The following is a 26,529-nucleotide window of genomic DNA, read 5'->3' as shown; positions in this document are numbered from 1 at the left end:
CAACACAGAACTTAATTAAGTCCCCTTGCTGTGGGTGTGTATTATATAGATTTACACATGGCTGTCAAATAGTATTTTAACAATTCCAGTAAATAATTAAAAAGACAGTCTCAAGGCCGTTAATGACAGTAGCTGAGTCAGGCCGCTAGTCGTGTTGCTAAAAAGACATTTATTACGGTTAAGTGTTGTTTGGTCGCTAAAAGCCACTATACTACTTATGCTTTAACAATTACGCTTTATTTTTTATGTTGATCGACGGAGGCAGGTATAGATACTTCTACTATTGAGCATACCTTTACCACATGGTCTTGGGGAGACTTTGCAGGGTTAGGGTTGGTATTACACATCGTTTTGATGATAGTAATGACGCTACGGATTGTATCGGTGCAGCGCAATATCGGTGTGTCGATTGCTTGGGTTGCGATACTTTATACAGTGCCTCTTTTTGGGTTTATCGCCTACCTTTTGCTGGGTGAGCCGATGATTGGACGGCGCTATCGTGAGCGGGTAGATCAAGCAAGCGTCATGATGAATGATATGGCAAAACGTGAGCATTTGGTTTTTGATCAAGGGCAAGAGCTACTGCCAGACAATTATCGTGGTGTTAGTCAAATAGGCACGCGCTGGACAGGACTTGGAGTATTCCCCGAACATAAAATGCAGTTATTGACCGATCCCAATTCTATTTTCAAAGGATTGATTGAGGATATCAATGCAGCACAGCGTACTATTTTAATGGAGTTTTACATTGTTTATCCTAAAGGACAGACATTAGACGTGATAGATGCGTTATCGGCCGCGGCGCAGCGTGGTGTAGATTGTCACATATTGGCTGATAGTGTGGGGAGTTTTAGCTTTTTTAACAGTAGTGCGCATCGTACATTGGAGCGAGCGGGTGTCTTTGTTCATCAGTCGCTGCCAGTAGGTTTGTTTAAGACGCTGTTTAAGCGCTCTGATTTGCGCAATCATCGTAAAATTGTGGTCATTGATGAATGCATTGGTTATATCGGTAGTTTTAACTTGGTTGATCCACGATTTTTTAAACAAAATAAAAACGTCGGACAGTGGATTGATGTGGCGATACGCACGACCAGTGAACAATCCATTAGTATTACTACTGCTATGGCAAAGTTAGTGGCGACAGATATCGGTGCAGAAAACAACGAAAATCTAGACGCACTTCATCATAAAGTAAACAGCTATACTCGTAAGCTATATGTGATGGATCCGACTATTAATGATTTAAACAGTCGGGTAAAAGTATTAGGAAAAAGTGTTGATTATCACGGGCAGCCAGATATTGGCTCCACATCGATTGTGATACCGAAAATGCCTGTTGTGGAAGGGGTTTTGGCACAACTGATACCCTCAGCACCACGCGTGACTGCCCATGTGATCTATAATACGTTGGTAACTGTTATTCATCGTGCTAACAAGAGCATTTGCATTACCACGCCATATTTTGTACCCGATGAAGCGTTGTCAGGGGCACTGACGATAGCAGCCAAACGCGGCGTCAAAGTGACGATTATTGTCCCCGAAAAGGTCGACTCATTCCTTGTGCAGCATGCATCACAAGCATATTATCAAGAATTGCTTGAGGCGGGCGTAACGATTGCTTTGTTTAAAGGAGGACTGTTGCATGCTAAAACGGTGGTCATCGATGAAGATTATTGTATATTTGGTACTGTGAATATCGACATGCGCAGTTTTTATCTAAACATGGAAGTCAGCTTGGCGATTTATACGCCAGAGATGGTAGCCCAAGTGGCAGATTGCCAAGAGGTTTATTTACAAAACTGCCGGTTTTTGGGTTTAGAGGAATGGCAGCAGCGCCGTGGATCGGCGCGTTTGTTTGATAATGTAGTGCGCTTGTTTAGTCCTTTATTGTAGCGCTTTACCTTTTAGGTTAAGGTAACCTAGTGATGTTTATTGCCGTATTCGTTTTATTAACACTACCATTAAATTTTTAGCAAAAAGGACGCGCTTGTCTATGTCTGCACCGCTCTTAACGCCCCTTGATTATATCGCAGTAGGTTATTGGCAAGATTTCCTAGCTGAGCGTCCTATTGCAGGCGGTATTGTTTATGAAGCTGAGCTGCGTGAGTGCGTGTTGGATGAGTCGCTAGCAAGTTTGCAGCGAGTCGATACGCTGTTGTCACAGATACGCCGTGATCTGATGAAAGTGAATAGCACCGATGAACAGGCGCTATTGCTCGATGAGCGCTACCGTAATTTTATGGTATTTTTGGCATTTTATGCAGGACGAGTATTGGCGCAGCAATGGCACAATACGCCGCATTGGTATGGACAATTTGAGCTGCGTAAACGTTATCCTGAGTTACTTTTAGCCACCGATAATTTTTATCAGCACATGGCGGTCGTTTATCGCGATGGTGTTGAAAATAGCGCTATAAATAATACTGATACGTCTGTATTTTTTGCCTTAGAGCCAATAGGCTTGCGTTTGTTTGGTCATATCGATCGGCAGTTTGAGGCGGTGCAGGGTGGTCAAGTGGCCAGCGGCTTATATCAGGCAGTCAGTGCAAGGTTACCAAATAAAAGGTTATCAAATGAGCCTGATAACCAAGTGTTGAAGGCTACTTTACAGCAACCTATTCAAAATATTGATGCAGATGCCAGCATAAAAACCGATATTTATTCAAACACCAATAAAGCGAAAACTATTGCTCAGCCGTTAGATAAAACAAGCGTCAATGAGGTAGCAGCGAATTTATCTGAACCAGAAACTCAATATAAGCCTGAGCCGTCTATAGTAGAGCCACCGTTAACCAATACAGCACCAGAAAATCCTATATTAATAAAACCTACTCCTTCAACCAAACCTATCCATTCATTAAAAACTCCGCCAACACCAGAGATGTTTACGCAGCTGCTGATAGAGCTAGATGACATTGAAGTCGTGCAAACAGCTGACAACACTGAGTACCAGCAAGCTTGCAAAGTATTGGACCAGTTTGAGCAGCACATTGCCAAACAAAACAAGCCTCGTGCACAAATTGCATTTTCAGAAAATCATTTGACGGCAAAAAAGCAAGCGTTGTTGAAATTACAAAAAGCCGCCCATGCTGACCATACTGCTGCTATGTTGCGTTTAGCCATGTATGAATTACTTGATGAAGGCCTAGAAGTGGACAAAATTGCTGGTAAAGAATCTGGTATTGAATGGATCAAAAAAGCAGCCAGTAAAGATGACAGTCGTGCCCAGCGTTTACTAAGTAGGATGTACTATCAAGGCATAGGCGTCACGCAAGACATAGCTAACGGCAAATATTGGCTAGAGCAAGCGGCCAAAAACGGTCATGCCGAAGCAGCAGATTTAGTCATGAATTGGCAGCAAGCACAAGCTTTAATCACTACACAAAAGCAGGAGCAACACAGCGTCAAGCGCTATCAAATATTGATCGGTGCGATAGCCGTGATAGCGATATTGATATTGATTCTTGTCTAAAAAATTTTATGGTAAATTGCTCTTAAAAGCTTATCGTTGGGCGCTAAATTCAGGTAGAATTGGCGCGTTTGTGACCGCCACGTTTCTATTATTTGATTCATTACTAATCTGGGCTGCTTCATGCCATCTTTTCATACGCCATCTGACCCTTCTCCAAAGTCGACTGATTCTGCGTCGTCATCCAGCCGCCCTGTTTATACATCACCCCTTTATTATCAGTTTGCTATCGGTTTGCTCAAGCCGTTATATCGACTGCAAGTATGGCGACGCTCACATAAGCGTGATAATTATCGACAAGAAGTTGAGCAGCGATTTGGTAAAAATTATCCATCACGTCCATCGGTTCAGCCTGCGCTTGATACGACGGTTGTGAATGATGTGCCTCACGCTAATAAAGGCGTGATCTGGTGCCATGCTGTCTCATTGGGTGAGACCAATACCGTCGCCCCTTTATTGGATGCCTTGTTGGCTGATGGCTATAAAATATGGCTGACCAATACCACACAAACAGGGTTTGCCCGCGGTGCTAGTCGTTTCGCTGCTGACATTGCTCACGGTCGAATGAGTCACAGTTATGTCCCTGTTGACAGTCCAGCGGTGATTGAACGCTTTTTGGCGCATGTACAACCAGTAGCGGCTTTGTTTGTAGAGACAGAGCTGTGGGCAAATATTTTAACCAAACTGTCTAAGAACCGTATTCCCAGTATTTTAGTCAATGGTCGGCTGTCAGCCTCTTCTTTTAAGAGTTATCAAAAGATTGGTGCTGTCAGCGGGAGTATGATGAAGAACCTAACGTTAATTATCGCGCAAGACAATGAATCAGCGAAACGTTTTCGGCAATTGGGAGCGCATAGCGCACAAATTCGGGTGGCAGGCTCGTTAAAGTGGGTCATTAATACGCCTAAGGTTGCTAATAAAGACGTTGATATAAGCAAAAAATATGATCGTCATGACATACCAAATCGGAAGACCAAACTGGCAGATAAGCTGGGTGTGGTAGGGCGATCTATTTGGGTAGCGGCAAGCACGCATAACGGCGAAGAAGACACAGTGCTGGCCCTACATCAGCAATTATTGTCTGATCCAGCGCTAGCGAATACGTTGTTAATCATCGTGCCAAGACACCCTGAGCGTTTCGATGAAGTAGCCGAACTTATCCAAAAGACGACATTAAAAATGGTACGGCGTAGTACAGATGAAACCATTAACGTAGACACGCAAGTCTATCTAGCGGATAGTATGGGTGAGCTGATGACATGGTACGCATTAGCCGATGTGGCGCTAGTGGGTGGCTCGTTGGTTGATGTTGGTGGGCATAATCCCGTTGAGCCAGCAAGTGTAGCAACGCCTGTGATAATGGGATGCTACACGCAGTCTTGTCAAAGTGTGGTAGATAAACTGTCTGAGGTAGGCGCGTTATATCAGCCGCACAATACTTTTTATCGTCCCGCTATTATAGAAAAAATGGCTATAGATAAAAGTGCTTTAGAAAAAGTGGCGATAGATGGACTTGCTCGTGTAGAGGAGCAAGTCGGCATACTTAATACGTCAAATACATATCAAAAGTCCTCTCGTAAGCCCTCTGCCAATAATAATGACGATCAGACACTTATTTACCAGCAGCTAATGTCTTGGTTTAAGCATCTAGAATTGGCGCAATTGGCTGGACAAGCTGGCGAGCAGATGACGAGGCAGCAGCAAGCAGTATTGACTCGTCAATTTGCCATGATTACCAGTGTTATTGAGCAACACTCCACCCGCGAGATTTTATGAACTGTCTATTACTAACAGCGGAAAATGTCCTTCAAGATACTGCTCAACTCACTGCATTGCCGCAGATCAATCATGTGAATAACATATTGGGTGCAGCCGTTGGTGACACCCTTAAAATTGGTCAGATTGGCGGTCACTTAGGCACGGCAATCATTGATAGTATGACACCTGAATGCATTCAATTGCGTGACGTCCAGCTCACTATTGCACCGCCCACTAAGCTGGACTTGACAGTTATATTGGCCCTACCTCGACCAAAAGTGCTGCGCCGCTTGATTATGGATATGACCGCAATTGGTGTAGCCGATATCATTCTTATCAATAGCTATCGCACGCAAAAAAGCTATTGGCAAAGCCCGATGCTTGAGCGCCTTGACGAGTTTGTATTAGAAGGACTGCAACAAGGCGTTGATACGATAGCACCTCGAATTAGCCTAAGAAAACGCTTTAAGCCCTTTGTCGAAGATGAATTGTCGCATTTGATAATCGATCGCGCTATCGTGGCGCATCCTTATAGTCAGCAGTCGTTTGCCCAGTATTTACAAAAGCACTCTTCGCAAAACCAGCCAACGTTCGCTCTGCCGAGTCTGGTTTTTATTGGTGCTGAAGGGGGCTGGATTGATTATGAGGTAGGATTACTTGCTGCCCAAGGTTGTGAGGCTGTGCATATAGGCCCGCGTATACTGCGTACGGAAGCGGCCGTTAATGTCCTTTTGGGGCAATGGCTGCTATAAAATATGGCTACTGTAAAACAAAGTGACATAGCAACATAGCGACAAATCAATTGAAGGTTTTATAAATCCATTAACATTCAGGGCCATAGATTTGGCTAGGGCGTGTCCTCAATTTAAGCGATTGTATCTATAATCAGTCAAAACCAATATCGATACATCACGGACTACTGCTATCAATTTTTCTTGCTTGCTGTGCCTGCGCAGACAGAGGCTGCAAAAAATTGATATCAGCAGTACCGTAGCGTTTTTAGAGTGCTTCGACTATAAATGGGCTAAAAATGGCTAAATTTTGCCAAACATCGTCAAATAACTGATTAATATCCCGATATTATTTGCGCTATTTTCCTTGTTCGACGGCAATTTATCTCATTTTTATGGCCATTTTTAAAATGAGGACACACCCTATTAAACAGTCAGTTCGATCACAAATAATGTAGCGATTTCTGAGAGACATAAATGTATTGATAGTTAATCTCATTTGCATTAGTATGTTGTTTTCATGCATTCTGGTCTTATCAATCTCAATGATGAGTGGTCGATATATCGATTGGTAGTACTGTTTTATTTGGCCATTTATTTCACCTTTTTATAGCATCATTATTTATAGCACCATTATGGGGAAAACCATGTCATTGAATACCGTCACTGCCAACTTAACTGCCAGCAAGCTCACCTTATCAGTTGCCGTATTTGGCATGATGCTGGGTCTAGCTGGCTGTAGCAATTCGTCTACGACAGAAGAGAGCGTGGATGCAGATGCGTCAGCGGTTAGTACTGAGGAAGGCACTGTGAATAATAGTGCTGCCAGTGATGGTGCTACCAGCGATGATACTAATACCATTACTATCTACTCATCACGTAACGAGCAGTTAATTAAGCCTCTGCTAGATCGTTATACTGAAGAGACAGGTGTCAATATTGAACTGGTGACTGATAAAAATGGTCCACTGATGGCACGCTTGCAAGCGGAGGGCAAAAATACGCCAGCCGATATGCTTTTGACAGTTGATGCTGGTAATTTATGGCAAGCCGCGCAGCAAGGTCTACTTCAACCAGTGGCTTCAGAAATTTTGGAGGCGAATGTTCCTGCAAAATATCGTGACCCAGAAGGCCTATGGACGGGTCTATCGTTGCGTGCACGTACTATTATGTATGACCCAAGCAAAGTCACGCCCGACCAATTATCGACTTATGCAGATTTGGCTGATCCAAAGTGGAAAGGCAAGCTTTGTTTACGCACGTCAAACTCTGTGTATAACCAGTCATTGGTTGCCAGTATGATTGAAAACTTAGGTGAAGAAAAAACCGAAGCAGTCATTCGTGGCTGGGTTGCTAATCTGGCCACTGATGTCTTCAGTGATGATACCAGTATGTTAAAAGCCATCGCTGCTGGTCAGTGCGAAGTAGGATTGTCTAACAGTTACTACTATGGTCGCTTACTCGATGAGCAGCCTAACTTCCCTGTGAAGCTATTTTGGGCAAACCAAGGCACGACTGGTACGCACGTAAACATATCTGGAGCCGGTGTGGTTGCCAGTTCAGACAATGCAGATGGCACGCTTAAACTAATTGAATGGTTGTCATCTGATAAAGCGCAAGGTCTCTATGCCAGCTCAGACAAAGAATTCCCAGTCAAAGAAGGCGTTGACGAGTCAGAAATGCTCAGATCGTGGGGTGAATTCAAGAAAGATGATATCAATGTACAAAAATTTGGTGAGCTACAAACCCAAGCGATTCAAATGATGGACAAAGCAGGCTATAAATAGAAAACTTCCAGTAATCATTATTAGTACCATTCTCAAAAACGTCAGTCGCTAAAAGACAAGTTTTGATACTATCGTTAAGTCCACCTAAAGGCGAGACAGTACAACTGGTATTGATTTTTTGTAGCCTCTGGAGTGTGAGGCGCACAGTAAGCAAGAAGCATAAATACCAGATTTATGCTGTAAACCGTGTATCGTTTTTATACTGAACTGACTATAGTAACTTGAATAAGTTCGAGAGCGCTCATTGTGTTTTTGAGATTGGTAGAGGCAAGGTCTTTATGCGACTGACACGGTAATAATAATATGATCACAACGCCAGATGCGTCTGTTAGTCAAAACGATACAGTTAATGGCAGTGTTAATGATAAACAAGCGGTCAGTCAAGACCGCACTATCCTTAAACGTATTCTCTCAAAATCAGTCTTAGGACTGATTTCGTTGTTTATGCTTGTGCCAATTTTGATCGTGCTGCTGTCATGGACGCAACCAGTGGCAGATATCTGGACGCACATGGCAGATTATGTGCTACCGCAAGTGCTCAAAAACACCGCGATTTTATTGTCGATGGTTATGGTGATTTCTGGCACTATTGGTACTGCGCTTGCTTGGGTGACCAGTATGTACCGCTTCCCAGGACAGCGGTTTTTTTCATGGGCACTGATGTTACCGCTTGCCATGCCAGCTTATGTATTGGCGTTTGTCACCGTCGGCATTGTTGATTTTAGCGGGCCATTACAAACGGGCTTGCGGGATTTAGGCATTGATACTGCGATTCCGTCGGTACGCAATGTATGGGGCGCAGGCTTAGTATTATCGTTGGCGTTTTATCCGTACGTCTATTTGCTGGCGCGTCAAGCATTTCTGTCGCAAGGCAGGCGTGCGATAGAAGCGGGGCAAATGCTGGGTCTCAGCCGTAGCCGAGTATTTTTTCGGCTAGCGTTGCCGCAAGCGTTACCGTGGATCATTGGCGGGTTGTTGTTGGCAAGCATGGAAACATTGGCAGATTTTGGCGCGGTTTCGGTATTCAATGTCGACACCTTTACCACGGCTATTTATAAAGCATGGTTTGGTTTCTTTAGTTTGACGACGGCAGCGCAGTTAGCCGCTCTATTAATCGGTGTGGTCTTTATCGTGGTCTTGTTTGAGCAGTATTGGCAAGCAAGGCGTGGTAGTTCGGTCACTCAAGGCAGCAGCCAACGTTTTGAAACCAATACGTTTAACAAACTGGCCATGACCTTACTGTGTACGCTAGTATTTGCAATTGCCTTCTTAATACCTTTTTTGCAGCTGATCTACTGGACTGCATTGAATTTTCGGCAAGATTTTGATGCACGTTATATTGAGTTTGTGACCAATAGCTTGATGATCGCTAGTATGACCACGCTTTTCATTGCTTTTTTGGCAATTATTATCGCGTGGATTAAACGACAATACCCTGATAAATTGACCAAGCTGATGACCACGTTGGCCAATTTGGGTTATGTGGTGCCAGGTACGGTTTTGGCAGTGGGAATATTTATTCCTATCGCTTGGCTGGACAATCAAATGATTGCCTTTGGGATTATCTCAAAGCAAGTGCTATCAGGCAGTGTGATTGTTATGCTACTCGCGCTATCAACGCGCTTTATGACAGTCAGTTTTCAACCAGTGGATCGACAGTTACAGCGCTTGACGGTCAATCAAGAAGCTGCGGCCAAATTGCTTAGTGACAGTCCTTATCAGCGATGGCGACAGGTGATGTTGCCCGTGCTTAGCCCTGGCGTATTGACGGCTTTATTGATGGGTTTTGTCGAAGTGATGAAAGAGATGCCGATTACATTAATGACGCGGCGACAAGGTTGGGATACGCTTGCAGTGCGAGTATTTGAGATGACCAGTGAGGGCATGTGGGGACGGGCAGCGTTGCCAAGCTTATTGATTGTGCTGGTTGGACTGTTACCTGTTTGGATATTACTGCGTCAAAGTGATAAGCAAGGATAAAAGCGACTTTTAAAAAGCGCTTAAATAAAATCTGACACAGTCAATGTCCTCCTTACTTCTGCCTTGCTTTTATTATGGTTTTTACTGTCTTATCTGTGGGTTTTGTTCACGAATAGCTAACGGGTATCGTCTATGTATACGGATTCAATTAAAGTCTCACCAAAGTCTAAATCAATAACTACCAAGTCGATAAATGCTACCGATGCTTACTTTAGTGTGCAAGATTTAATCGTAGGCTATGACGATACGATCATCGTCAATGGACTCTCATTCGAGTTGCAACAAGGCGAGATTGGTTGCTTTTTGGGTTATAGCGGTTGTGGAAAGACCACGGCGCTACGAGCGCTTGCAGGGTTGGAGCAGAGTCGCGGCGGCACCATTGTCCTAAATGATCAGTATCTCACTGATAAAACTGCTGGCAATGCATTCACGGTAGCACCAGCCAAACGTGGCATGGGCATGGTGTTTCAGGATTATGCGCTTTTTGGGCATCTGAGTGTGGCAAAAAATATTGCTTTTGGTCTGAATAAATGGTCTGCCGCTGACAAAAAAGCCCGTGTTGCAGAAATGCTAAGTCTGGTTGAATTAACGGAGCATGCCGATAAACGCCCCAATGAGCTGTCAGGTGGACAGCAACAAAGGGTTGCGTTAGCACGCGCATTAGCACCAAAGCCTAAATTATTGCTACTGGATGAGCCGTTTTCTAATTTGGATGTGGTGCTACGCGAATCGTTGGCAATGAATGTTCGTGATATTCTCAAACGCACCAATACCACCGCTATTTTGGTGACTCATGACCAAAACGAAGCGTTTGCACTCGCGGACAAAGTAGGGGTCATGGATAAAGGTAAGCTGGTACAGTGGGCGACTCCAAGCGAGCTATATCATGAGCCAATCAATCCTTTTGTTGCTGAGTTTGTAGGCGAAGGCGCAATGATAGACGGTATTATCAAAGAGGGTCGTGTTGAGACGGCATTAGGTGATATCTATCGACGCATGGAAGTCCACGATGAATCAGGACAGCCGCAATATTGTAAATATGATTATCCCAATGGCACGCCAATCAAAGTACTCGTGCGTCCTGATGATATCATTCATGACGACGACAGCACGCAGACGGCTTTAGTGATTGGCCGTGTCTTTCGCGGTGCCAATTATTTGTATCGCTTACAACTCGATGATGGGCAAACCGTATTATCTTTAGTCGCCAGTCATCATAATCATGAAATTGGATCTCAGATTGGCATCTTACCCATACTAGAACATATCGTGGTATTTGATGAAAAAGAGATCAATGCCACGACTTGGTCAGAGTATGATCGGTCAGAGAGAATTGAAGCAGTAAAGTAGAGGTTATCAAGCGTCCTTACCGAGCTGCCATGATATGCAAATAACGTCCCAGCCATTTATAAGGCTCTTGTTGTGAGTAACGTAGCTCCATTCGTATCACGGCATCTGGATCATTATGACCGCCACGTTTGAGCGGTGCATAATCATGAAAGACACGCAGACCACTGGTGAGCACGGTTTGGTAATGATGGGCTGCCAACCAAGAGGCTACCTCTTCTTTAGCAACAGGATAATTGGGCGTCAGGCTTTTTTTATTATCCGCTTTATACTCGGTGTTATCGAGCAAATTAAAGTTACCCATAATCAGGTTACGATAATCAAAGCTGGCGGGATTATAAAAACATAAAGAGAGTGCGCCATTATCTGCCAAATGCTGATCAAAAAAGTCCATGACGCTGGCAGGATCTGCGAGCCATTCGAGTAAGGCATGCGACATGATCAAATCAAACTTTGCGTCGCTTTTAACAGTATTATCACTATTCTTTATTTCATGGTCTTTAGCCAGCTTATCTGTCAGCGCTTGATAGGGGCAAACATACCACGTTATATCAAGGTCTGTATTAATCTGTGCTGCGCTCGCTTTTGCTTTCTCAAGCATATTGGCTGAAATATCATTGATGACCACAGTATGACCTTGAGTGGCAAGCTCAATGGCAATCTGAGCAAGCCCTGCGCCCACATCTAAAATACGTAACGGTCGTCCAAGACTTTTACTCATCTCTACGCTATATTCAAAAATATCACGGCGTAAAACAGCCAAGCGAATTTCACCTTTTAGGCCGCCGTAAACCTTCTTTTCAAAATGATCAGCAATGGTATCGAAATTGCGGTCAGTACGCGTCTCTTCTGCTTGCGTTACCTGCGGTGTCGTGTCTATCGATTGCGTGTCATTTTTACTTATATTTTGATGGCTCGTTTTCATAGTGAGATTATCTGTAACAGGATTATATTTTGGCATATCGTACAACAAAGACGAACGCTAAGCTAGAATTGGTTCGATAGCAGGAAGTATTTTTTATACCATGAAAAATGCTATCAAGTGCATGTTTCTCAGTAGCTTTTCATCATTTTTTACGGTATAAATAGTATAGTAAGGTTTAAGTAACAATTATTATTATGTACGTTTTACTAAAGAATGTTTAAGAAGAATGATTAAAAGTATTTGCCAAATTGAAATTATCTATTGCCAAGGACTCTCGGCAACCGACTCATCTAACATTGCTAAGGATAGTAACGATGATAAAATCCAAATCTGCTACTGGTACAAGCACCAGAACAGCGACCAATACGCCTCTCTTAACCTCTGTCATTATTAATCAACCAACCCAACCAAAGATGTCACGCTGCTTATTGTCGGTCGCCATTGCCAGTAGTTTGCTGCTGGTTGGTTGCGGAGATGATGATGACGAAAGATTTACGTCCTCCGATACGACCGTTGAAACGATTGGCTCATTTAGTGTTGCTCAAATAGACAAGGGCTTTGGCTTAACTAATACAGGCACGCCTGCTGCTAAATGCGGTATCAAAATCGAGAAAGTGAACTATCCGACAGTAGGGGCGGCAGGCGAGCGTACTAATGCGACAGCCGCATTGATGTTGCCAAGTGGTGATAGTGTTGACTGTAAAGGCGATCGACCCATATTGCTTTATGCTCATGGTACCACCACCGATAAAGGTTATGATTTCAGCCAAGTGGGCAATCCTAAAAATCCAGCAGTTAGTGAAGCGACATTGATTGCCGCAAACTTTGCCGCACAAGGCTATATCGTGGTTGCGCCAAACTATGCTGGTTATGATAAATCTGATCTTGATTATCATCCCTATCTCGTTGCAGAACAACAATCAACTGATATGGTCGATGCGTTAGACGGCGCCCGCGATATTATTAGGCAGCAAAAGCTGGTGAACGATACCGATTACACCAATATTGATGATTCTGGTGCGTTGTTTGTTAGCGGTTACTCTCAAGGTGGACATGTAGCCATGGCAACCGCTAGATTGTTAGAGAAACAAAACAGACCAGTTACAGCGATTGCACCTTCATCGGGCCCTTATGCGCTAGCCGCGTTTGGTGATGCAATCTTTGCAGGTAATGTGAATATCGGCGCGACTCGCTTCTCTCCATTATTGGCAGAAGGCATGCAAAAAAAGTATAAGAATATCTATAATAGTCCATCAGATATCTTTTCGGCACAGTATGCTGATACTCAGGTGCCAAGTATGAAAACTTTTGGTGAGTTGGTCAATGAAGGTAAATTGCCAGATAACGCGCTCTTTCAGTCAAAACCTACCAATAATGCGATACTTGATCAATTACCAGCCAGCAATTTACCTTTTGCATTCTTAGGGTTTGATGATGATAAATATCTGATAAAAACGGATTTCCGCGCCGCTTACGTTAGTGATGCGCTACAAAACCAAGATAGCCTAATAGCTGGTACAGGTGTATTGCCTGCCGAAAATCCAAAAAATAATTTACGCAAAGCCTTAAAAGACAATGATCTGCGCGGTTATATACCCAAAATGCCAACGCTATTATGTGGCGGTAATCAAGATCCAACCGTTTATTATGATATAAACACAGGATCAATGACTGCCATCATACAACAAGCAAGTACAGCGCCAGCTGCTAATCTCAATGTCACGGTACTAGATGTCGATACAAGAGGCAATCGCGGGGCAGTGACTTCGATCGGTAGTGCCATGAGCAATCCATGGATGGCAACGACTGTACTTGATAAAGTTCAAGGTGGATTTTCTGCTAACTTGACAGCGGTTCAGAATAAAGCCATCGCAGCGGCTCAAGCCGCAGGGGTTACGGATCAAGCCACGTTAGTACAAGCAGCAGGAGCAGCAGTATTAGCTAATTATCATGGTGGTCTCGTCAGCACTGCCTGTACGCAAGCAACACGTGAATTCTTTAATCAAGAATTTAAAGCCACTTAATATGGTCTAGACTTGAATGTAACGGTCTTTTCAATATCAGAGAACTGTATCCGTTGGGTGCAGTTTTTTTATGAATCTCCTTCGCTAAATAAGTGTTTTCAATAATTGATGAGAGAAAAAATATGAAATCAATGATGTTGTCACTACTGGCATTTGCCTTTATTACGCTCCCTATCAGCCAAGCACAGGCACAAAACACCCCTTGCTCGGGCAAAATGGGCGGAGTATCTCACTGCTCAGCAGACGGTAAATTCGTCTGTAAAAACGGCAAAATTAGTCAATCAAAACGAACTTGTCACTGATATATGTTTAGGGGATGTGAATTAGCCAGAATATCATGGCTAATGAGCTGTTTTCCTTGATTTTAATGACAGTCAGATGCCCCTAAATCAGCAATTTTGTGCTAAAATAGCTTCTTTTATTAAACATTAAAACTATCGCCATTTTCCTATTGTTTTGCACGTTGAGTAGTGCTTTTTATGGTCTATATTTTGAATATTAGCTGCGCATTGATGCAGCTATATTTTTGTATAGTTCGTGAATATCTTTAGCAACAGTGTCAACATTAGAAAAAGAATGTGAGTGAAGGAGTGTATATGAGCGAATCGGTCAGTCCTATTGGCATTGTAGATGAACTAAAGCAATCCTATTTGGATTATGCGATGAGCGTGATCGTCTCGCGTGCGCTACCTGATGTGCGTGATGGGTTCAAACCTGTACACCGCCGTGTCATGTACGCCATGCATGTGCTATCTAACGATTACAACAAACCTTATAAAAAATCGGCCCGTGTGGTCGGCGATGTCATCGGTAAATATCACCCACATGGCGATAGCGCCGTATATGATGCGATTGTGCGGATGGCACAGGATTTTAGCCTGCGTTATCCGATGGTCGATGGTCAAGGTAACTTTGGTTCGATTGATGATGATCCACCGGCAGCGATGCGTTATACCGAAGTACGTATGACCAAGCTGACCCACCAGATGCTTGCTGATCTAGACAAAGACACGGTTGACTGGGAAGACAACTACGATGGTTCTGAGCGTATGCCAAGCGTTATGCCGGCACGTATTCCGAACTTATTGGTCAATGGTGCGACTGGTATTGCCGTCGGTATGGCGACTAATATGGCACCGCATAATTTGACCGAAGTGATCAATGCTTGCTTGGCTTATGCAAATAACCCACAAGTTTCAGCTGAAGAGTTGATGTCACACATCTCAGGCCCTGATTTTCCCACAGGCGGTATTATCTATGGTCGCGCGGGCATTTTAGATGCTTATCGTACCGGTAAAGGCCGTTTGCACGTACGTGGTCGTTATATTATTGAGCCGATGAGTGAGACGGGCGTCAACCGTGACCGTGAACGCATTGTGTTTACCGAAGTGCCTTATCAAACCAATAAAGCCAAGTTGATTGAGCGTATCGCAGAGCTGGTGCGTGACAAAAAAATCGAAGGTATTACTGAGATTCGTGATGAGTCTGATAAAGACGGCATGCGTATCGCTATTGATTTGCGTCGTGGAGAAACAGCGGAAGTTATCGTTAATAACTTGTTCCTACAAACGCCTCTTGAATCAAGTTTCAGTATCAATATGGTGGCGCTAGATAATGGTCAGCCAAAGGTATTGACCTTGCGTCAGCTGATTGCCGCGTTTGTACGTCATCGTCAAGAAGTGGTGACGCGTCGTACAATTTATGAGCTTAATAAAGCACGCGTCCGTGGTCATTTATTGGAAGGTCTGACCGTTGCATTGGCGAATATTGACGAGATTATTGCAGCGATTAAAGCTTCTGCTAACCGCGGTTTGGCACGTGAAAGTTTATTAAATAACACATGGGGTTCAGGTAGTGTCGTTGCGATGCTAACGGCTGCTGGTAGCCAATCAGTACGTCCTGACTTCATCGAAGGCGAAGATCCTAAAGCGCCTTTTGGCTTAATTGATGGCTCAATCGAAGGTGAGCAAAGTTATCGTTTGTCATTAGAGCAGGTCAATGCGATTTTAGACATGCAATTGCATCGCTTGACGGGTCTTGAACAAGATAAATTGACAGAAGAATACCAAGACTTGTTGCGTGAAATCGCTCATTTAGAGTCTATTCTTGGCGATTTTGATAAGCTTATGACCATTATCTCAAACGAGATGATTGAGATTCGTGATAATTTTGGTGATGAGCGTCGTACTGATATTATCGACTCGCGTACTGACTTTAATCGTGAAGATTTGATTCCTGAACAAACGGTCGTCATGACGGTGTCGCGTACTGGCTATGCAAAAACCCAACCAATTGACGATTATGTTGCGCAAAAACGTGGCGGTAAAGGCAAGTCTGCAACCGCGATGAAAGAAGACGATGTGATCGATCATTTGGTGGTGACGTCAACGCATGCAACGGTATTGTGCTTCACGGATAGTGGACGTGTCTTTAGCTTACGTGGTTTTGAAGTACCGATTGCCAGTCGCGGTGCGCGTGGTCGTCCATTGGTCAACCTGATAGGTTTGAATGGCGACGAAACTGTCACAACGATACTGCCAATTCCAAAAATAGTAGAAGATATATCTACGAAATCTACCGTGGTATTGACAGATAACGATGATGATTTATTAGAAGAGAGCAATGAAGCGGAGCCTCCTTTTGTCTTCTTTGCAACCGCCAATGGCACGGTCAAGCGGGTAGAACTTAAGCAATTTGCCAATATTCGCTCGAATGGCTTAATTGCGGTTGGATTAGAAGATGGTGATAAATTGGTGAGTGCTCGTATCACCAATGGTAGCCAAGAAGTGATGTTGTTTGCTTCAAGTGGTAAAGCCATTCGTTTTGATGAGAATGACGCCCGCGCTATGGGTCGTACGGCTAAAGGTGTACGTGGTATGCGTTTGGCGAGTGATGAATTTATCAAGTCATTGGTCGTTATCGAAGATGATGTACGCGAAATTCTAATCGCTTGTGAAAACGGCTTTGGTAAACGTACCTTTATCGATGAGTTCAATACACAGAATCGTGGTGGTGGCGGCGTTATCGCTATCAAGACCAGTGCGCGTAATGGTGCGCTAGTCCGTGCCACTAAAGTTGGGCCTGAAGATGATATCATCTTAATTTCAGATAAAGGGACACTTGTGCGCACGCCAGTCGAGCATGTCGCCAGTTCTGGTCGTAATACTCAGGGTGTCACGTTGATTCGCTTATCTAAAGATGAGAAACTGGTCTCCATGGCGCGTGTTGAAAACGAAGAAAGCGCCGATGAGCTGATCGATGCAATGAGAGAAGATGGTACGTTTGATGTGGATGGTCAAGAGCAAATAGATATTGATGCGGCAACTGACCATGCAGCAACGACAGATATTAGCGACGCTGTCGATATTGCTAATGATCATACAATAGATGATGATCAATAAACCTCTCAGTGTATAGCTTACTAGTCTAGTTTTTCTGAACTGTTCTAAAAAGAGCCTCTGACGTTATCGTTGGAGGCTTTTTTATGAACGTCATTTTTATCAATAATGCCAATAAAGTACTATTTTTTAAGGCGGTTATTATGCTTGCGACCAATCAAACCTTTCAAGGAACCGTAGCGTCGGTCTCATCAAGTTTGATATTCTCAGTAACGTTTTTGTTTGGGCTATTCATGCTGCCATTATCAGGTACGCAGGTGGCGTCATGGCGTATATTAATGATGCTACTCAGTCTAGTGTTATTGGTCAGCCTCACCAAACAATGGCGGCACGTCTTTGATTATCTAAAAACGATAAAGACCCCAAAGGAGTGGCTATTATTTGTGTTACCAACGCCGATTTTGGGTGGGCAAATTTGGTTGTTTATGTGGGGGCCAGTCAATGGTTTCGGTCTTGATATTACCCTGGGCTATTTTTTATTGCCGCTTGTGATGATAGTGGTTGGTCGCTTTTTGTATCATGAATCTATGAGTGCGTTACAGTGGGTGGCAGCGATATGTGCGGCGATGGGGATTGGCTATGACATAGTGCAATACGGCACAGTGTCGTGGGTTACCTTGTTTGTGTGCTTGGGCTATCCACCATACTATCTGTTACGACGTAAACTTGCTGTGCCGCCTATTACTGGCCTGTTGTCTGATTTGACGCTATTGACACCAGTAGTGCTTACCATGCTTTATTACAGTGGTGGCTTCAGTTTGGCAGCACAAACCAGCAAATTTTGGTACTTATTGCCAGTGCTTGGGGCTTTTAGTGCGCTGGCTATGTCGCTGACGATGATTGCGAGTAGTAAGCTGCCCGTCTCATTATTCGGTGCGTTAAGCTATGTAGAGCCTATGCTGTTATTTGTCTTATCGATTACGGTTTTGAGTCAAAATATCGAGGAGGGCGGTTCGCTCTTTATGTATAGCATGATTACGCTCACCTTGCTGATTATGCTGTTCGATAGTGCTTTAGGATATATCAGTCGTAAACGTGACGATCATTTACATGGTTACCGAGAGCCGCAAGTGGTTAGTTTTCCACCACGCCGCCATTTGATAAATCGCCGTATCGAAGGAGTGTTGCAAGCGCATCGTTTCCGTAAAATTCGTCGCTACAAACATAAAGTGCATAAGCTTAAACGAAAAATTGAGGTGTTAGACTCAAAATAAGCCATCATAACAACGGCTATAGTCGATCTACTATAAAGTAGATGCAGCGAATCGACAGCGATAATCTGATAGAAAAATAAAAAAGTGAGGTTGGTTGTTTAATGAGGATAATGGGCATAAATGTTGAAAGCATTTGGGAGGTTGGTGTGGTTGCTAAACTGTTTGAACACTTGTGTTGCTTATCCAGACTCACTTTGACATAATGCTGCCCATAAGATAAGCACGACAACCATTTAGTGCTTGTTAGCCTATTATGAATACTATATATGAACAAAAGCCTCAGACGAATACGTCTGAGGCTTTTGTTTTTTTTAAAAATTGCCAAGGATGTGCGCCAATCTTTAAGGGCTGCTGTTATGCTGACCAAAGACCAAACCTCGCAAGGCACGATCAGTGCCGTCGCTGCAAACTTTTTATACTCATTGCTGTTCTTATTTGGTCTGCTGTTGCAACCGTTATCTGGTACGCAGGTCGCTTCGTGGCGTGTGCTGACGATGTTATTTAGTCTGGTGCTACTGGTCAGTGTATTAAAGCAGTGGCAGCATATTTTTGACTATCTAAAAACATTGAAGAATGCAAAAGAATGGTTTTTATTTATATTGCCCACACCCATTTTGGGTGCGCAGATATGGATATTTATGTGGGCGCCCGTCAATGGTTTGGGGCTGGAGGTGACGTTGGGTTACTTTTTATACCCCATGATTATGATCGTCGTTGGTCGATTCTTTTATAATGAAGATATGAGTCTACTGCAGTGGGCTGCCATTGTATGTGCAGGTATTGGCATCGCTTACGATATCTTTGAATATGGTGCTATTTCTTGGGCAACCTTGTTTGTATGTTTGGGCTATCCTCCTTATTATCTGCTACGTCGCAAACTGGCAGTGCCGCCGATTACTGGCCTTGTCTCTGATCTGATTTTGCTTTCTCCAGTGGTTCTAGTGGCACTGTACATGAATGGTGGTTTTGAGGTAGCAATCTCTAACAGCAAGCTTTGGTATCTATTGCCACTATTAGGCATTATCAGCACCGCTGCGATGTCACTGACAATGGTCGCAAGCCAAAAGCTACCTGTCTCATTATTTGGGACATTATGCTACCTTGAGCCGATATTCTTGTTCATATTTTCTATGGTTATTTTGGATCGTGGCTTAGAAGAAGGTGGCTCCATGCTGATGTACAGCATGATTTTCGTCGCATTGCTTATTATGATTGCTGATAGCGCACTTGGTTATTTGGCTCGCAAACGTGATGACCGCTTACATGGTTACAATGAGCCACAAGTGGGCAGCTTTCCGCCGCGTCGTCGTCTCAAAAATCGTCGCATTAAAGGTGTACTAATCGCTCACCGATTTCGCAAAATTAAAAAGTATCAGCAAAAGATAGACAAGATGGCACGCAAGATTGAAGCGTTGCATGTAGAGTAATGCTGGCTACTTTATTTAAGCTCAATTATAGAGATTACTAACCTGACTTGGTAGACATGGTATTTTGTCAGTGATCTACGCAGTTCTTATGTTAAAGGTGGATTAATTACGCTATTATCGATGTTAGTGTTGTCATGCTTAACTGAATGCGTGGCACCCTATATAAGATATTATCGTTTATTCATCATATAACTAGGACGGTTTATGTTAAATCTGCATCATTTAAACAATTCGCGCTCATTTCGTATTTTATGGTTGTTAGAAGAGTTGGAGCTGGATTATAAGCTGACCAGCTATGAGCGCACTAAAGCTTATCTCGCGCCTGATAGCCTCAAAAAAGTGCATCCGCTAGGACACACGCCTGTACTAGAAGTTGATGGTCGCGCGCTGGCTGAGTCAGGATTTATTATTGAGTATCTGCTTAGACATTATGATACTGAGCATCAGTTCAAGCCTTCTGATGACAACGAAGCGGCGTGGGAAGCTTATACTTTTTGGCTGCATTTTGCAGAAGCCACTGCGATGCCAGCATTGGTGATGCGTCTAGTCTTTAGCAAAGTGGTTGAAAGATCACCCATGCTTATCAAACCAATCAGTAAAGGTATTCGTAAACAGGTTGAAGATGGAATGATTAACAATAACATCATCAATAACTTGAATCTGATGGAGCAGCATTTACAAGACAATCACTGGTTTGCAGGTGAAATGTTTAGTGCAGCCGACATTCAAATGTACATCGTGGTCGCCGCGTCTAATGCGCGTGCAGGAATGGATCGAGTCAGATATGCCAATCTATTGAACTGGCTCAAACGCTGTCAAGAACGTCCAGCCTTTAAGCGTGCTGAAGAAAAAGGCGGTACGCCACAATTTTAAAGATACCGAAGTTTTGAATAAATAATGTGCTATTGTGAGCATTTTTGATTTATATTCAACAATAGCATATATAAAAGGCAGGGCCATGAACGATCAGAATAAACTGACTAAACATAACGCAAATATCGATGATAGTGATCTTCGCGATCAAGAAATCCGTGCACAGCAAGTCTCCATTAAGTCATGGACACAAAAGATATTGGTGGTTCTGCTGTGTGTCGCCAGCTTTTATGGAGGTTGGAAGTCTTATGAGTCAAATATGGTCAATGAATGTACGGCCAATGGCGGTCAAATGGTCGAAGGCCAAAAAACAATGATATGCCAATTGTCATAGCGCGTGAGTGTTATAAATAAGAGAAATCGCCTGTGCTAAAGCTAACTTTTTTGGGTACATCGGCAGGTGTACCGACCAAACAGCGTAACGTGACAGCATTAGCAATTGAGTGCCTGAATCCTTTTTTTTCAGGCTCGAAGCAAGAAAGTCGTAAACTACGTCCTTGGATATTGATAGATTGCGGAGAAGGCACTCAGCATCAGTTGTTGCATACCAAGCTGTCCATTCATCAGCTGAGCGCTATTTGTATCACACATGTGCATGGAGATCATTGCTATGGTCTGCCAGGGTTGCTGGCAAGTGCGGCGATGGCAGGGCGTCGCGATCCGCTGACTTTAATCGCACCAAAAGCCATCGCTACGCTACTTGAGGCTATCAAGCTGACTACAGAGCTGTATTTCCCTTTTGCTATTGATTTTATAGCGATTGAAGAATTATTAGAAACACAAGCAGGTAAGGTTGAGATCACTTTAAACGATCAGCATCAGCTGAGTATCGATATCACGCCACTATCGCATCGCGTCTCCTCTTATGGCTTTGGCATTACTCAAAATATCAGTCGCCGCTTGCTTAATGCGGATAAGTTGATAGCAGAAAGCATTCCAGCAGGAGCGCTATGGGGCAAGCTACAACAAGGCAACGATGTGATAACCGATGGCGGTCGGCAACTACGCTCAGCAGATTATGTTGATAATGAGGTGCAGCGTACACGGATAGTGGTCGCTGGAGATAACGATACGCCAGATTGTCTAAGAGCGGCAGTCGTTGATACTGATTTATTGGTACATGAAGGCACTTATACCCATGAAGTCTTAACTAAGATTCAGTCTAAAAATCCAGACTTTGATCCGATGCATAGTAGTGCGCAACTGGTGGGTCAATTTGCTCAAGATGCGAACGTCAAGAATTTAATTCTGACACATTTTAGTGCTCGCTATCAGCGCTTTGACAATCCGAGTAGCAGCACACCAAACATGGGGCATATTCGTCAAGATGCCGAAAGCGTTTATCAAGGTAACTTATGGCTGGCCGCAGATTTTGATCAATATATCATCAATGGTGCAAGCGACTTGATAGACAGTGAAGACAACGACCGCGTACAGTATTCAGGTTCTGTACGCGATAATGCGACATGATTTAGTCCTTATTGTCGTCAATAGCCAATTGTGTTTTACCGCTCCAATAACGACTAAATTGATAAGCCACTCGTCCTGAGCGCCCACCACGTTCGGAAGCCCAGCGTAGGGCATCAGCTCTGATCGTGTCGGGCAGATTATTATCTTGCAAATTAATTTCTATATCAGTATCAATTTTGGCTGAAATTCTCTGTTGCTCTAGGCTGAGATAATGGTGAATAATTTGTAAATAAGTCTGCTGATCCATCGGATGAAAGGTGAGTGATAAACCAAATCGATCCGATAATGACACGGTCTCATCGATGGTTTCATAAGGATTAACTTCATCGGTTTGCCCATTATAAATGTCGAGATTGTCTTTCATCATCTGCGGTAGCAGACGTCGGCGATTGCTGGTGGCATAGACGAGTAATTTGTCTTGCTCAGAGTCCAGCGAGCCATCAAGTACGCTTTTTAGAGTACGATAACTTTCGTCTTGACCGTTAAATGCCAAGTCATCACAGTATACGATGTAGCGACAACCACAATTCGCTGGCAGTGCATTAATTGCCGCACGAATCTTGTCTAATACCTGTAGATCATCACGGGCAATCTCAATAATGCGTAATCCTTCGCTATGGTAGGCTTGTAGCAATGCGCGAATCAGTGAAGATTTACCCGCACCGCGCGTACCCGTCATCAGCACATGATTGGCTGGATAGCCTTTTAGAAACTGGCGCGTATTTTGTACCAATTTTGACTTTTGGGTATCAATACCATGTAAGTCATCTAAATTTAAAAACAGATTGACCGCCAGTGGTTCTAAATGACCATTATGACCACCAACCCAGCGATAGGCCAACTGCGTAGGATCGATCTCAATAGTTGGCGTGACCTGCTCTTTTAAGTATTGACTGAGTAAATCCAATAAAGGAGTCGGCAGAGCGTAATGCACGGGCGGATTAGATGAATTGGATGGTTGCGACATAATGACTCTAACAGTTAAAGTTACGTTTAAATTAGGCGATAGCAGTTTTGTCAGGACTTCGTTGTAATATGAAAACAATGCTATGAAAAATAATGCCAGTAATTCGTCTATTATACAAGTATTGCAAGCGCAAGCTCAGCAGCTATTGCCAGCAATTACTCAAGCATTGTCAGTATGGCAATATACTGAAATAGCGCATCAGCGACTTGGTCAGCAAACTACTGTGCCAACGAAGACAGTCAAAACGCCTATTATTGAGAAGAATAGTTATCAAGGGTTAACGCGCGCAAAGCATCCGCAGTTCGGTAGCGTGATGATTAAATGGCAGTTATGCGCTAATGATATCACTTTAGATACACCTCAAAGTGCCTCAGATTTAAATCATGAAATAAGCGTTTTAAGAGCGTTACATATTTCGCAGAAAAATCAATCTAATACTATCACACCATCTGTATCAGCCTACCATAACTTGGCTATCCAAGCATTGGGAGAAAGCCAGCAATTAACGGTTTTGGTCATGCCTTATTATGTAAATGGTAATTTAGCGAAGCAGCTTATCAATCGAAATCATTTGTTATTAACAGACAAGCAAAAACATAATTTTATTAATCAAACGGCCCATCTCGTAGCCAATTTACATAACGCTGGCTGGCTACATAATGATATTAAACCCAGCAATATTTTGTTAGATGGTCACTCAGTGGACAAGGCTGAAAATAGCAGAAAAATGGCTGATTTATTAATAACTGATTTTGCCTTGGCAGAGAGAGTTGATAAACCAAGAGAAGCAAACCTTGCTGGTACGCCAGCGTATCTCGCGCCTGAGCGTTGGCAAGGGCAAGCAGCTACTGCCCAAAGCGATATCTACGCGTTGGGCATCATGATGGTTGAGATATTGGTGGGCAATCGACCTTTTAAGATAAATACGCAAAGTAGCGATCCAATGATGGATTGGGCAATTCAGCACTGCCAGCAACCGATTCCAAAACTACCGATAGAATGTGCTCACTATCAAAGTATTATCGATAAGGCGTTGGCGAAGCGGGTAGAGAGGCGGTATGAGAGTATGGATGAGATGATTAAGGATTTAGAGCGATTATGAACTGGCTAAGAGTACAGTTTTATGTGGATGTTAAATAAGAAAACCTACTATTTAGTAGGTTTTCTTGTTTTTATTGGTTAGGATGCCATGTTTTACTCTATAGCATTAGCTGATAAAAAAAGCGACTTTGATAAAGCCGAAAAAAAGTCTTGATATATTTTAGGATTCTCAATTGGCTTTAGGTTGTACTGAGCGTTGGCTCTAACGATTACAGAATTAGCAGAAGAAGAAGGTCTAGCGGTTACAGTCATTCTTACCTTGTTGCCACTGAGTAATCTAGTAGCTGAAATCGTACCAAGGTCAGTGTCAGCCTTATCAATTACAAAGCTTAAATCTTGTAACGTTGATATGACATTTCTAACAACTATAGTTTTATCATTAGTATCAAAAGATCTAGTTTGCATACTACGTAATTCCACTTGATTGTCAGCGCCTAAAATTCTGGCATCATGAGTTGTAGCACAACCAGTAGTTAAAGTTAGACAAGCTGCGAATAAAGCTATTTTTAATGGATTCATATTTTTTGAGCCTCTAAGAAGACTGATTTAGATAGTTTGTTAAAGAACTCAGCATATAGCTCTTCGGTTTTCATTGTTTCGGCTTTGGTTACCTGCCCTTGAGTATTCGTCACAATGCGTTGGAAAGTAGCTCTAGCTAAATAGCCGTTTTTATTGTTTTTAGACGGTAATGTTACGAAACTAACTTTTATCTGTTGCTGACTATCAATTGACATATTTCCACCACCAAGTACAGCTAGTAATACAGCACCCGCTATCTGCGCATTGTTAGTAGCATCTACAGTTTTAGATGCAGTCACAACACCTGATTTTGTCTCTGTTTCATCTATTGAATATCCCATGTCTTGCAACACGGCTACTCCAGCCGAAAGAAGCTCTACTTCATTGCTTGTTTCGAAAAATCTCGACTGCATTTGTCGATCTTGTAGAGACGTCTCTGCTACTTGAAATAAGTTTTCTGGTGCAGTTGTTGCACAACCTGTTATTCCTAAAGCACAAGCAACAACTATATATTTTAGTTTTTTCATTTAGCTTGCCTTCAGAATTTTGAGGAATGGTAGGCAAAATCTCTTACCAAGTTTTGCTCATCAAATTTTATTATGATAGTCAACGTTCTTTGTGATCTAGATGATGCTCCTGAGCTAGTCTGGCCACCAGCTAGAACAGCAAATATCCAACCTGTACTGGATGACTGCACGGTATCTGTTGCTACTTTATCGTAAACCCAAACCTCTCTTCTTTGATCATCTGTAGAAACCATGTTTGGTGAGCCAAGCGCCTGTAATACATCTGCGCCACTCATTCCAACTTTGATCTGTTTTTGAACAACTCCTACAGAAATGTTTCCATTGTTTTGGACTTGTGCGGCATGCTCAGAGGCTGAAACACAACCAACCAATGATAGGGTAGCCAATAACGCAACTATAGCTTTCATTATCTTTCCTTTTGTACCATCAATAAACTTAACCTTATTACTTAAGTACGATTCTTATAAAGTATCTAATACCTAAGGCTATTGTTAACAATGTAAACAAAAAGTTAACTAATGTATATAATTAATCGTTATTATTGCTAAAAAAATACATATATTACTATATTGTAGTTTTTTATGGTTTTTGTACAGTATGGAAGTTGCATTAGAGAAAAAGTAAGAAGGTAGGGATAGTTTTGAAGCAAATGATTCTTTGGCTGTATGTTAGGAAAACGCCAGACACAAAAAAACCTGCTAAAAAGCAGGCTTTAATATTTGATCTAAGATGTACTATCCGAAAATGGTGGGGCTGGAGAGACTCGAACTCTCACACCTTACGGCGCCAGAACCTAAATCTGGTGCGTCTACCAATTCCGCCACAGCCCCATTTTCGTTACTCTATCATCAAAAGCAGTTAAATTCAAATGCTATCTAGACAGTTAACTGATTCGGTAGTGCGTCTCAGTGGTTGGCTATTATATAGAGTTTGAATGTTTTGGCAAGCCCTTTTCGTCATTATTTTTAATTATTTGATGATTATTTTTTCTGTCTGTTATAAGTAGATGATA

The 26,529-nt window shown here is 42.9% G+C and carries 21 protein-coding genes and 1 tRNA gene; 16 read left to right on the top strand and 6 right to left on the bottom strand.

The annotated features are described in order from the left end of the window. Positions 1-267: 267 nt before the first annotated feature. From JMX48_RS04100 to JMX48_RS04070, 7 genes are all read left to right on the top strand, one after another. Complete coding sequence (locus tag JMX48_RS04100; protein WP_265088761.1) at positions 268-1,893, top strand: cardiolipin synthase; 1,626 nt, start codon at positions 268-270, stop codon at positions 1,891-1,893. A 100-nt stretch (positions 1,894-1,993) separates the two neighbouring features. Beyond that, positions 1,994-3,472: a tetratricopeptide repeat protein gene (locus tag JMX48_RS04095; RefSeq protein ID WP_201534616.1), complete on the top strand. Its 1,479-nt coding sequence runs from the start codon at positions 1,994-1,996 to the stop codon at positions 3,470-3,472. A 120-nt stretch (positions 3,473-3,592) separates the two neighbouring features. Then, entirely contained in the window at positions 3,593-5,245 is a 1,653-nt protein-coding gene (locus JMX48_RS04090) for a 3-deoxy-D-manno-octulosonic acid transferase (protein WP_201534613.1), read from the top strand. Continuing rightward, positions 5,242-5,979 carry a 16S rRNA (uracil(1498)-N(3))-methyltransferase gene (locus JMX48_RS04085; protein ID WP_201534610.1) on the top strand — a complete coding sequence of 246 codons (738 nt, stop codon included), beginning with the start codon at positions 5,242-5,244 and terminating at the stop codon, positions 5,977-5,979. The genes JMX48_RS04090 and JMX48_RS04085 overlap by 4 nt, the downstream gene beginning before the upstream one ends. Before the next feature lie 626 nt (positions 5,980-6,605). Beyond that, a complete protein-coding gene (locus tag JMX48_RS04080) occupies positions 6,606-7,745 on the top strand; it encodes an extracellular solute-binding protein (protein WP_201534607.1) in 1,140 nt (379 codons plus the stop codon). Between the two features lie 303 nt (positions 7,746-8,048). Continuing rightward, entirely contained in the window at positions 8,049-9,725 is a 1,677-nt protein-coding gene (locus JMX48_RS04075) for an ABC transporter permease (RefSeq protein ID WP_201534604.1), read from the top strand. A 132-nt stretch (positions 9,726-9,857) separates the two neighbouring features. Then, positions 9,858-11,075, top strand: coding sequence for an ABC transporter ATP-binding protein (locus tag JMX48_RS04070; RefSeq protein WP_227687889.1), 1,218 nt, complete (start codon positions 9,858-9,860; stop codon positions 11,073-11,075). A 16-nt stretch (positions 11,076-11,091) separates the two neighbouring features. On the opposite strand, the gene JMX48_RS04065 is transcribed toward JMX48_RS04070, so the two are convergent. Continuing rightward, positions 11,092-11,997, bottom strand: a complete 906-nt coding sequence (locus JMX48_RS04065; protein WP_201534602.1) for a methyltransferase domain-containing protein — start codon at positions 11,995-11,997, stop codon at positions 11,092-11,094. A gap of 314 nt (positions 11,998-12,311) precedes the next feature. Between JMX48_RS04065 and JMX48_RS04060 the strand changes: the two genes are divergently transcribed. The 8 genes from JMX48_RS04060 (at position 12,312) to JMX48_RS04025 (ending at position 22,403) form a co-directional block, all read left to right on the top strand. Next, entirely contained in the window at positions 12,312-14,021 is a 1,710-nt protein-coding gene (locus JMX48_RS04060; protein ID WP_201534600.1) for an alpha/beta hydrolase family protein, read from the top strand. 122 nt (positions 14,022-14,143) lie between these two features. Continuing rightward, on the top strand, positions 14,144-14,323 hold the full coding sequence (locus JMX48_RS04055; protein WP_201534598.1) for a hypothetical protein: 180 nt from the start codon (positions 14,144-14,146) through the stop codon (positions 14,321-14,323). Positions 14,324-14,617: 294 nt separating this feature from the next. Then, a complete protein-coding gene (gene gyrA, locus JMX48_RS04050; protein WP_201534596.1) occupies positions 14,618-17,422 on the top strand; it encodes a DNA gyrase subunit A in 2,805 nt (934 codons plus the stop codon). An 83-nt stretch (positions 17,423-17,505) separates the two neighbouring features. Then, positions 17,506-18,633, top strand: coding sequence for an EamA family transporter RarD (rarD, locus tag JMX48_RS04045; RefSeq protein WP_227687888.1), 1,128 nt, complete (start codon positions 17,506-17,508; stop codon positions 18,631-18,633). Positions 18,634-18,989: 356 nt separating this feature from the next. Next, on the top strand, positions 18,990-20,060 hold the full coding sequence (rarD, locus tag JMX48_RS04040) for an EamA family transporter RarD (RefSeq protein ID WP_201534594.1): 1,071 nt from the start codon (positions 18,990-18,992) through the stop codon (positions 20,058-20,060). A gap of 204 nt (positions 20,061-20,264) precedes the next feature. Further along, positions 20,265-20,933: a glutathione S-transferase gene (locus JMX48_RS04035; RefSeq protein ID WP_201534592.1), complete on the top strand. Its 669-nt coding sequence runs from the start codon at positions 20,265-20,267 to the stop codon at positions 20,931-20,933. Between the two features lie 85 nt (positions 20,934-21,018). Continuing rightward, positions 21,019-21,267 carry a hypothetical protein gene (locus tag JMX48_RS04030; RefSeq protein ID WP_227687887.1) on the top strand — a complete coding sequence of 83 codons (249 nt, stop codon included), beginning with the start codon at positions 21,019-21,021 and terminating at the stop codon, positions 21,265-21,267. Between the two features lie 32 nt (positions 21,268-21,299). After that, positions 21,300-22,403, top strand: a complete 1,104-nt coding sequence (locus JMX48_RS04025) for a ribonuclease Z (RefSeq protein ID WP_201534590.1) — start codon at positions 21,300-21,302, stop codon at positions 22,401-22,403. A 1-nt stretch (position 22,404) separates the two neighbouring features. Here the strand turns inward: JMX48_RS04025 and JMX48_RS04020 are convergent, their stop codons facing one another. Next, complete coding sequence (locus tag JMX48_RS04020; RefSeq protein WP_201534588.1) at positions 22,405-23,370, bottom strand: ATP-binding protein; 966 nt, start codon at positions 23,368-23,370, stop codon at positions 22,405-22,407. Positions 23,371-23,452: 82 nt separating this feature from the next. Here JMX48_RS04020 and JMX48_RS04015 point away from each other — a divergent pair, with 82 nt between their 5' ends. Beyond that, positions 23,453-24,472: a serine/threonine-protein kinase gene (locus tag JMX48_RS04015; RefSeq protein WP_201534586.1), complete on the top strand. Its 1,020-nt coding sequence runs from the start codon at positions 23,453-23,455 to the stop codon at positions 24,470-24,472. Between the two features lie 92 nt (positions 24,473-24,564). Here the strand turns inward: JMX48_RS04015 and JMX48_RS04010 are convergent, their stop codons facing one another. From JMX48_RS04010 to JMX48_RS03995, 4 genes are all read right to left on the bottom strand, one after another. Next, positions 24,565-24,990 (bottom strand): hypothetical protein, encoded by a 426-nt coding sequence (locus JMX48_RS04010; RefSeq protein WP_201534583.1) that lies wholly within the window; start codon positions 24,988-24,990, stop codon positions 24,565-24,567. After that, entirely contained in the window at positions 24,987-25,517 is a 531-nt protein-coding gene (locus JMX48_RS04005; RefSeq protein WP_201534581.1) for a hypothetical protein, read from the bottom strand. The genes JMX48_RS04010 and JMX48_RS04005 overlap by 4 nt, the downstream gene beginning before the upstream one ends. Before the next feature lie 11 nt (positions 25,518-25,528). After that, positions 25,529-25,924: an outer membrane protein assembly factor BamE gene (locus tag JMX48_RS04000; RefSeq protein WP_201534578.1), complete on the bottom strand. Its 396-nt coding sequence runs from the start codon at positions 25,922-25,924 to the stop codon at positions 25,529-25,531. Between the two features lie 338 nt (positions 25,925-26,262). After that, a tRNA-Leu gene (locus JMX48_RS03995) sits at positions 26,263-26,347 on the bottom strand. Positions 26,348-26,529 lie beyond the last annotated feature (182 nt).

It is taken from the genome of Psychrobacter immobilis, from assembly GCF_904846225.1.
Classification (GTDB): domain Bacteria; phylum Pseudomonadota; class Gammaproteobacteria; order Pseudomonadales; family Moraxellaceae; genus Psychrobacter; species Psychrobacter immobilis_F.
This window is presented reverse-complemented; position numbering and strand designations above follow the sequence as displayed.

What these genes read in the sequence shown, in the direction of transcription:
- JMX48_RS04095 (WP_201534616.1), top strand. Translation starts at nt 1,994, where the DNA reads ATGTCTGCACCGCTCTTAACGCCCCTTGATTATATCGCAGTAGGTTAT.
- JMX48_RS04090 (WP_201534613.1), top strand. Translation starts at nt 3,593, where the DNA reads ATGCCATCTTTTCATACGCCATCTGACCCTTCTCCAAAGTCGACTGAT.
- JMX48_RS04085 (WP_201534610.1), top strand. Translation starts at nt 5,242, where the DNA reads ATGAACTGTCTATTACTAACAGCGGAAAATGTCCTTCAAGATACTGCT.
- JMX48_RS04080 (WP_201534607.1), top strand. Translation starts at nt 6,606, where the DNA reads ATGTCATTGAATACCGTCACTGCCAACTTAACTGCCAGCAAGCTCACC.
- JMX48_RS04075 (WP_201534604.1), top strand. Translation starts at nt 8,049, where the DNA reads ATGATCACAACGCCAGATGCGTCTGTTAGTCAAAACGATACAGTTAAT.
- JMX48_RS04070 (WP_227687889.1), top strand. Translation starts at nt 9,858, where the DNA reads ATGTATACGGATTCAATTAAAGTCTCACCAAAGTCTAAATCAATAACT.
- JMX48_RS04065 (WP_201534602.1), bottom strand. Translation starts at nt 11,997, where the DNA reads ATGAAAACGAGCCATCAAAATATAAGTAAAAATGACACGCAATCGATA.
- JMX48_RS04060 (WP_201534600.1), top strand. Translation starts at nt 12,312, where the DNA reads ATGATAAAATCCAAATCTGCTACTGGTACAAGCACCAGAACAGCGACC.
- JMX48_RS04055 (WP_201534598.1), top strand. Translation starts at nt 14,144, where the DNA reads ATGAAATCAATGATGTTGTCACTACTGGCATTTGCCTTTATTACGCTC.
- gyrA (WP_201534596.1), top strand. Translation starts at nt 14,618, where the DNA reads ATGAGCGAATCGGTCAGTCCTATTGGCATTGTAGATGAACTAAAGCAA.
- rarD (WP_227687888.1), top strand. Translation starts at nt 17,506, where the DNA reads ATGAACGTCATTTTTATCAATAATGCCAATAAAGTACTATTTTTTAAG.
- rarD (WP_201534594.1), top strand. Translation starts at nt 18,990, where the DNA reads ATGCTGACCAAAGACCAAACCTCGCAAGGCACGATCAGTGCCGTCGCT.
- JMX48_RS04035 (WP_201534592.1), top strand. Translation starts at nt 20,265, where the DNA reads ATGTTAAATCTGCATCATTTAAACAATTCGCGCTCATTTCGTATTTTA.
- JMX48_RS04030 (WP_227687887.1), top strand. Translation starts at nt 21,019, where the DNA reads ATGAACGATCAGAATAAACTGACTAAACATAACGCAAATATCGATGAT.
- JMX48_RS04020 (WP_201534588.1), bottom strand. Translation starts at nt 23,370, where the DNA reads ATGTCGCAACCATCCAATTCATCTAATCCGCCCGTGCATTACGCTCTG.
- JMX48_RS04015 (WP_201534586.1), top strand. Translation starts at nt 23,453, where the DNA reads ATGAAAAATAATGCCAGTAATTCGTCTATTATACAAGTATTGCAAGCG.
- JMX48_RS04010 (WP_201534583.1), bottom strand. Translation starts at nt 24,990, where the DNA reads ATGAATCCATTAAAAATAGCTTTATTCGCAGCTTGTCTAACTTTAACT.
- JMX48_RS04005 (WP_201534581.1), bottom strand. Translation starts at nt 25,517, where the DNA reads ATGAAAAAACTAAAATATATAGTTGTTGCTTGTGCTTTAGGAATAACA.
- JMX48_RS04000 (WP_201534578.1), bottom strand. Translation starts at nt 25,924, where the DNA reads ATGAAAGCTATAGTTGCGTTATTGGCTACCCTATCATTGGTTGGTTGT.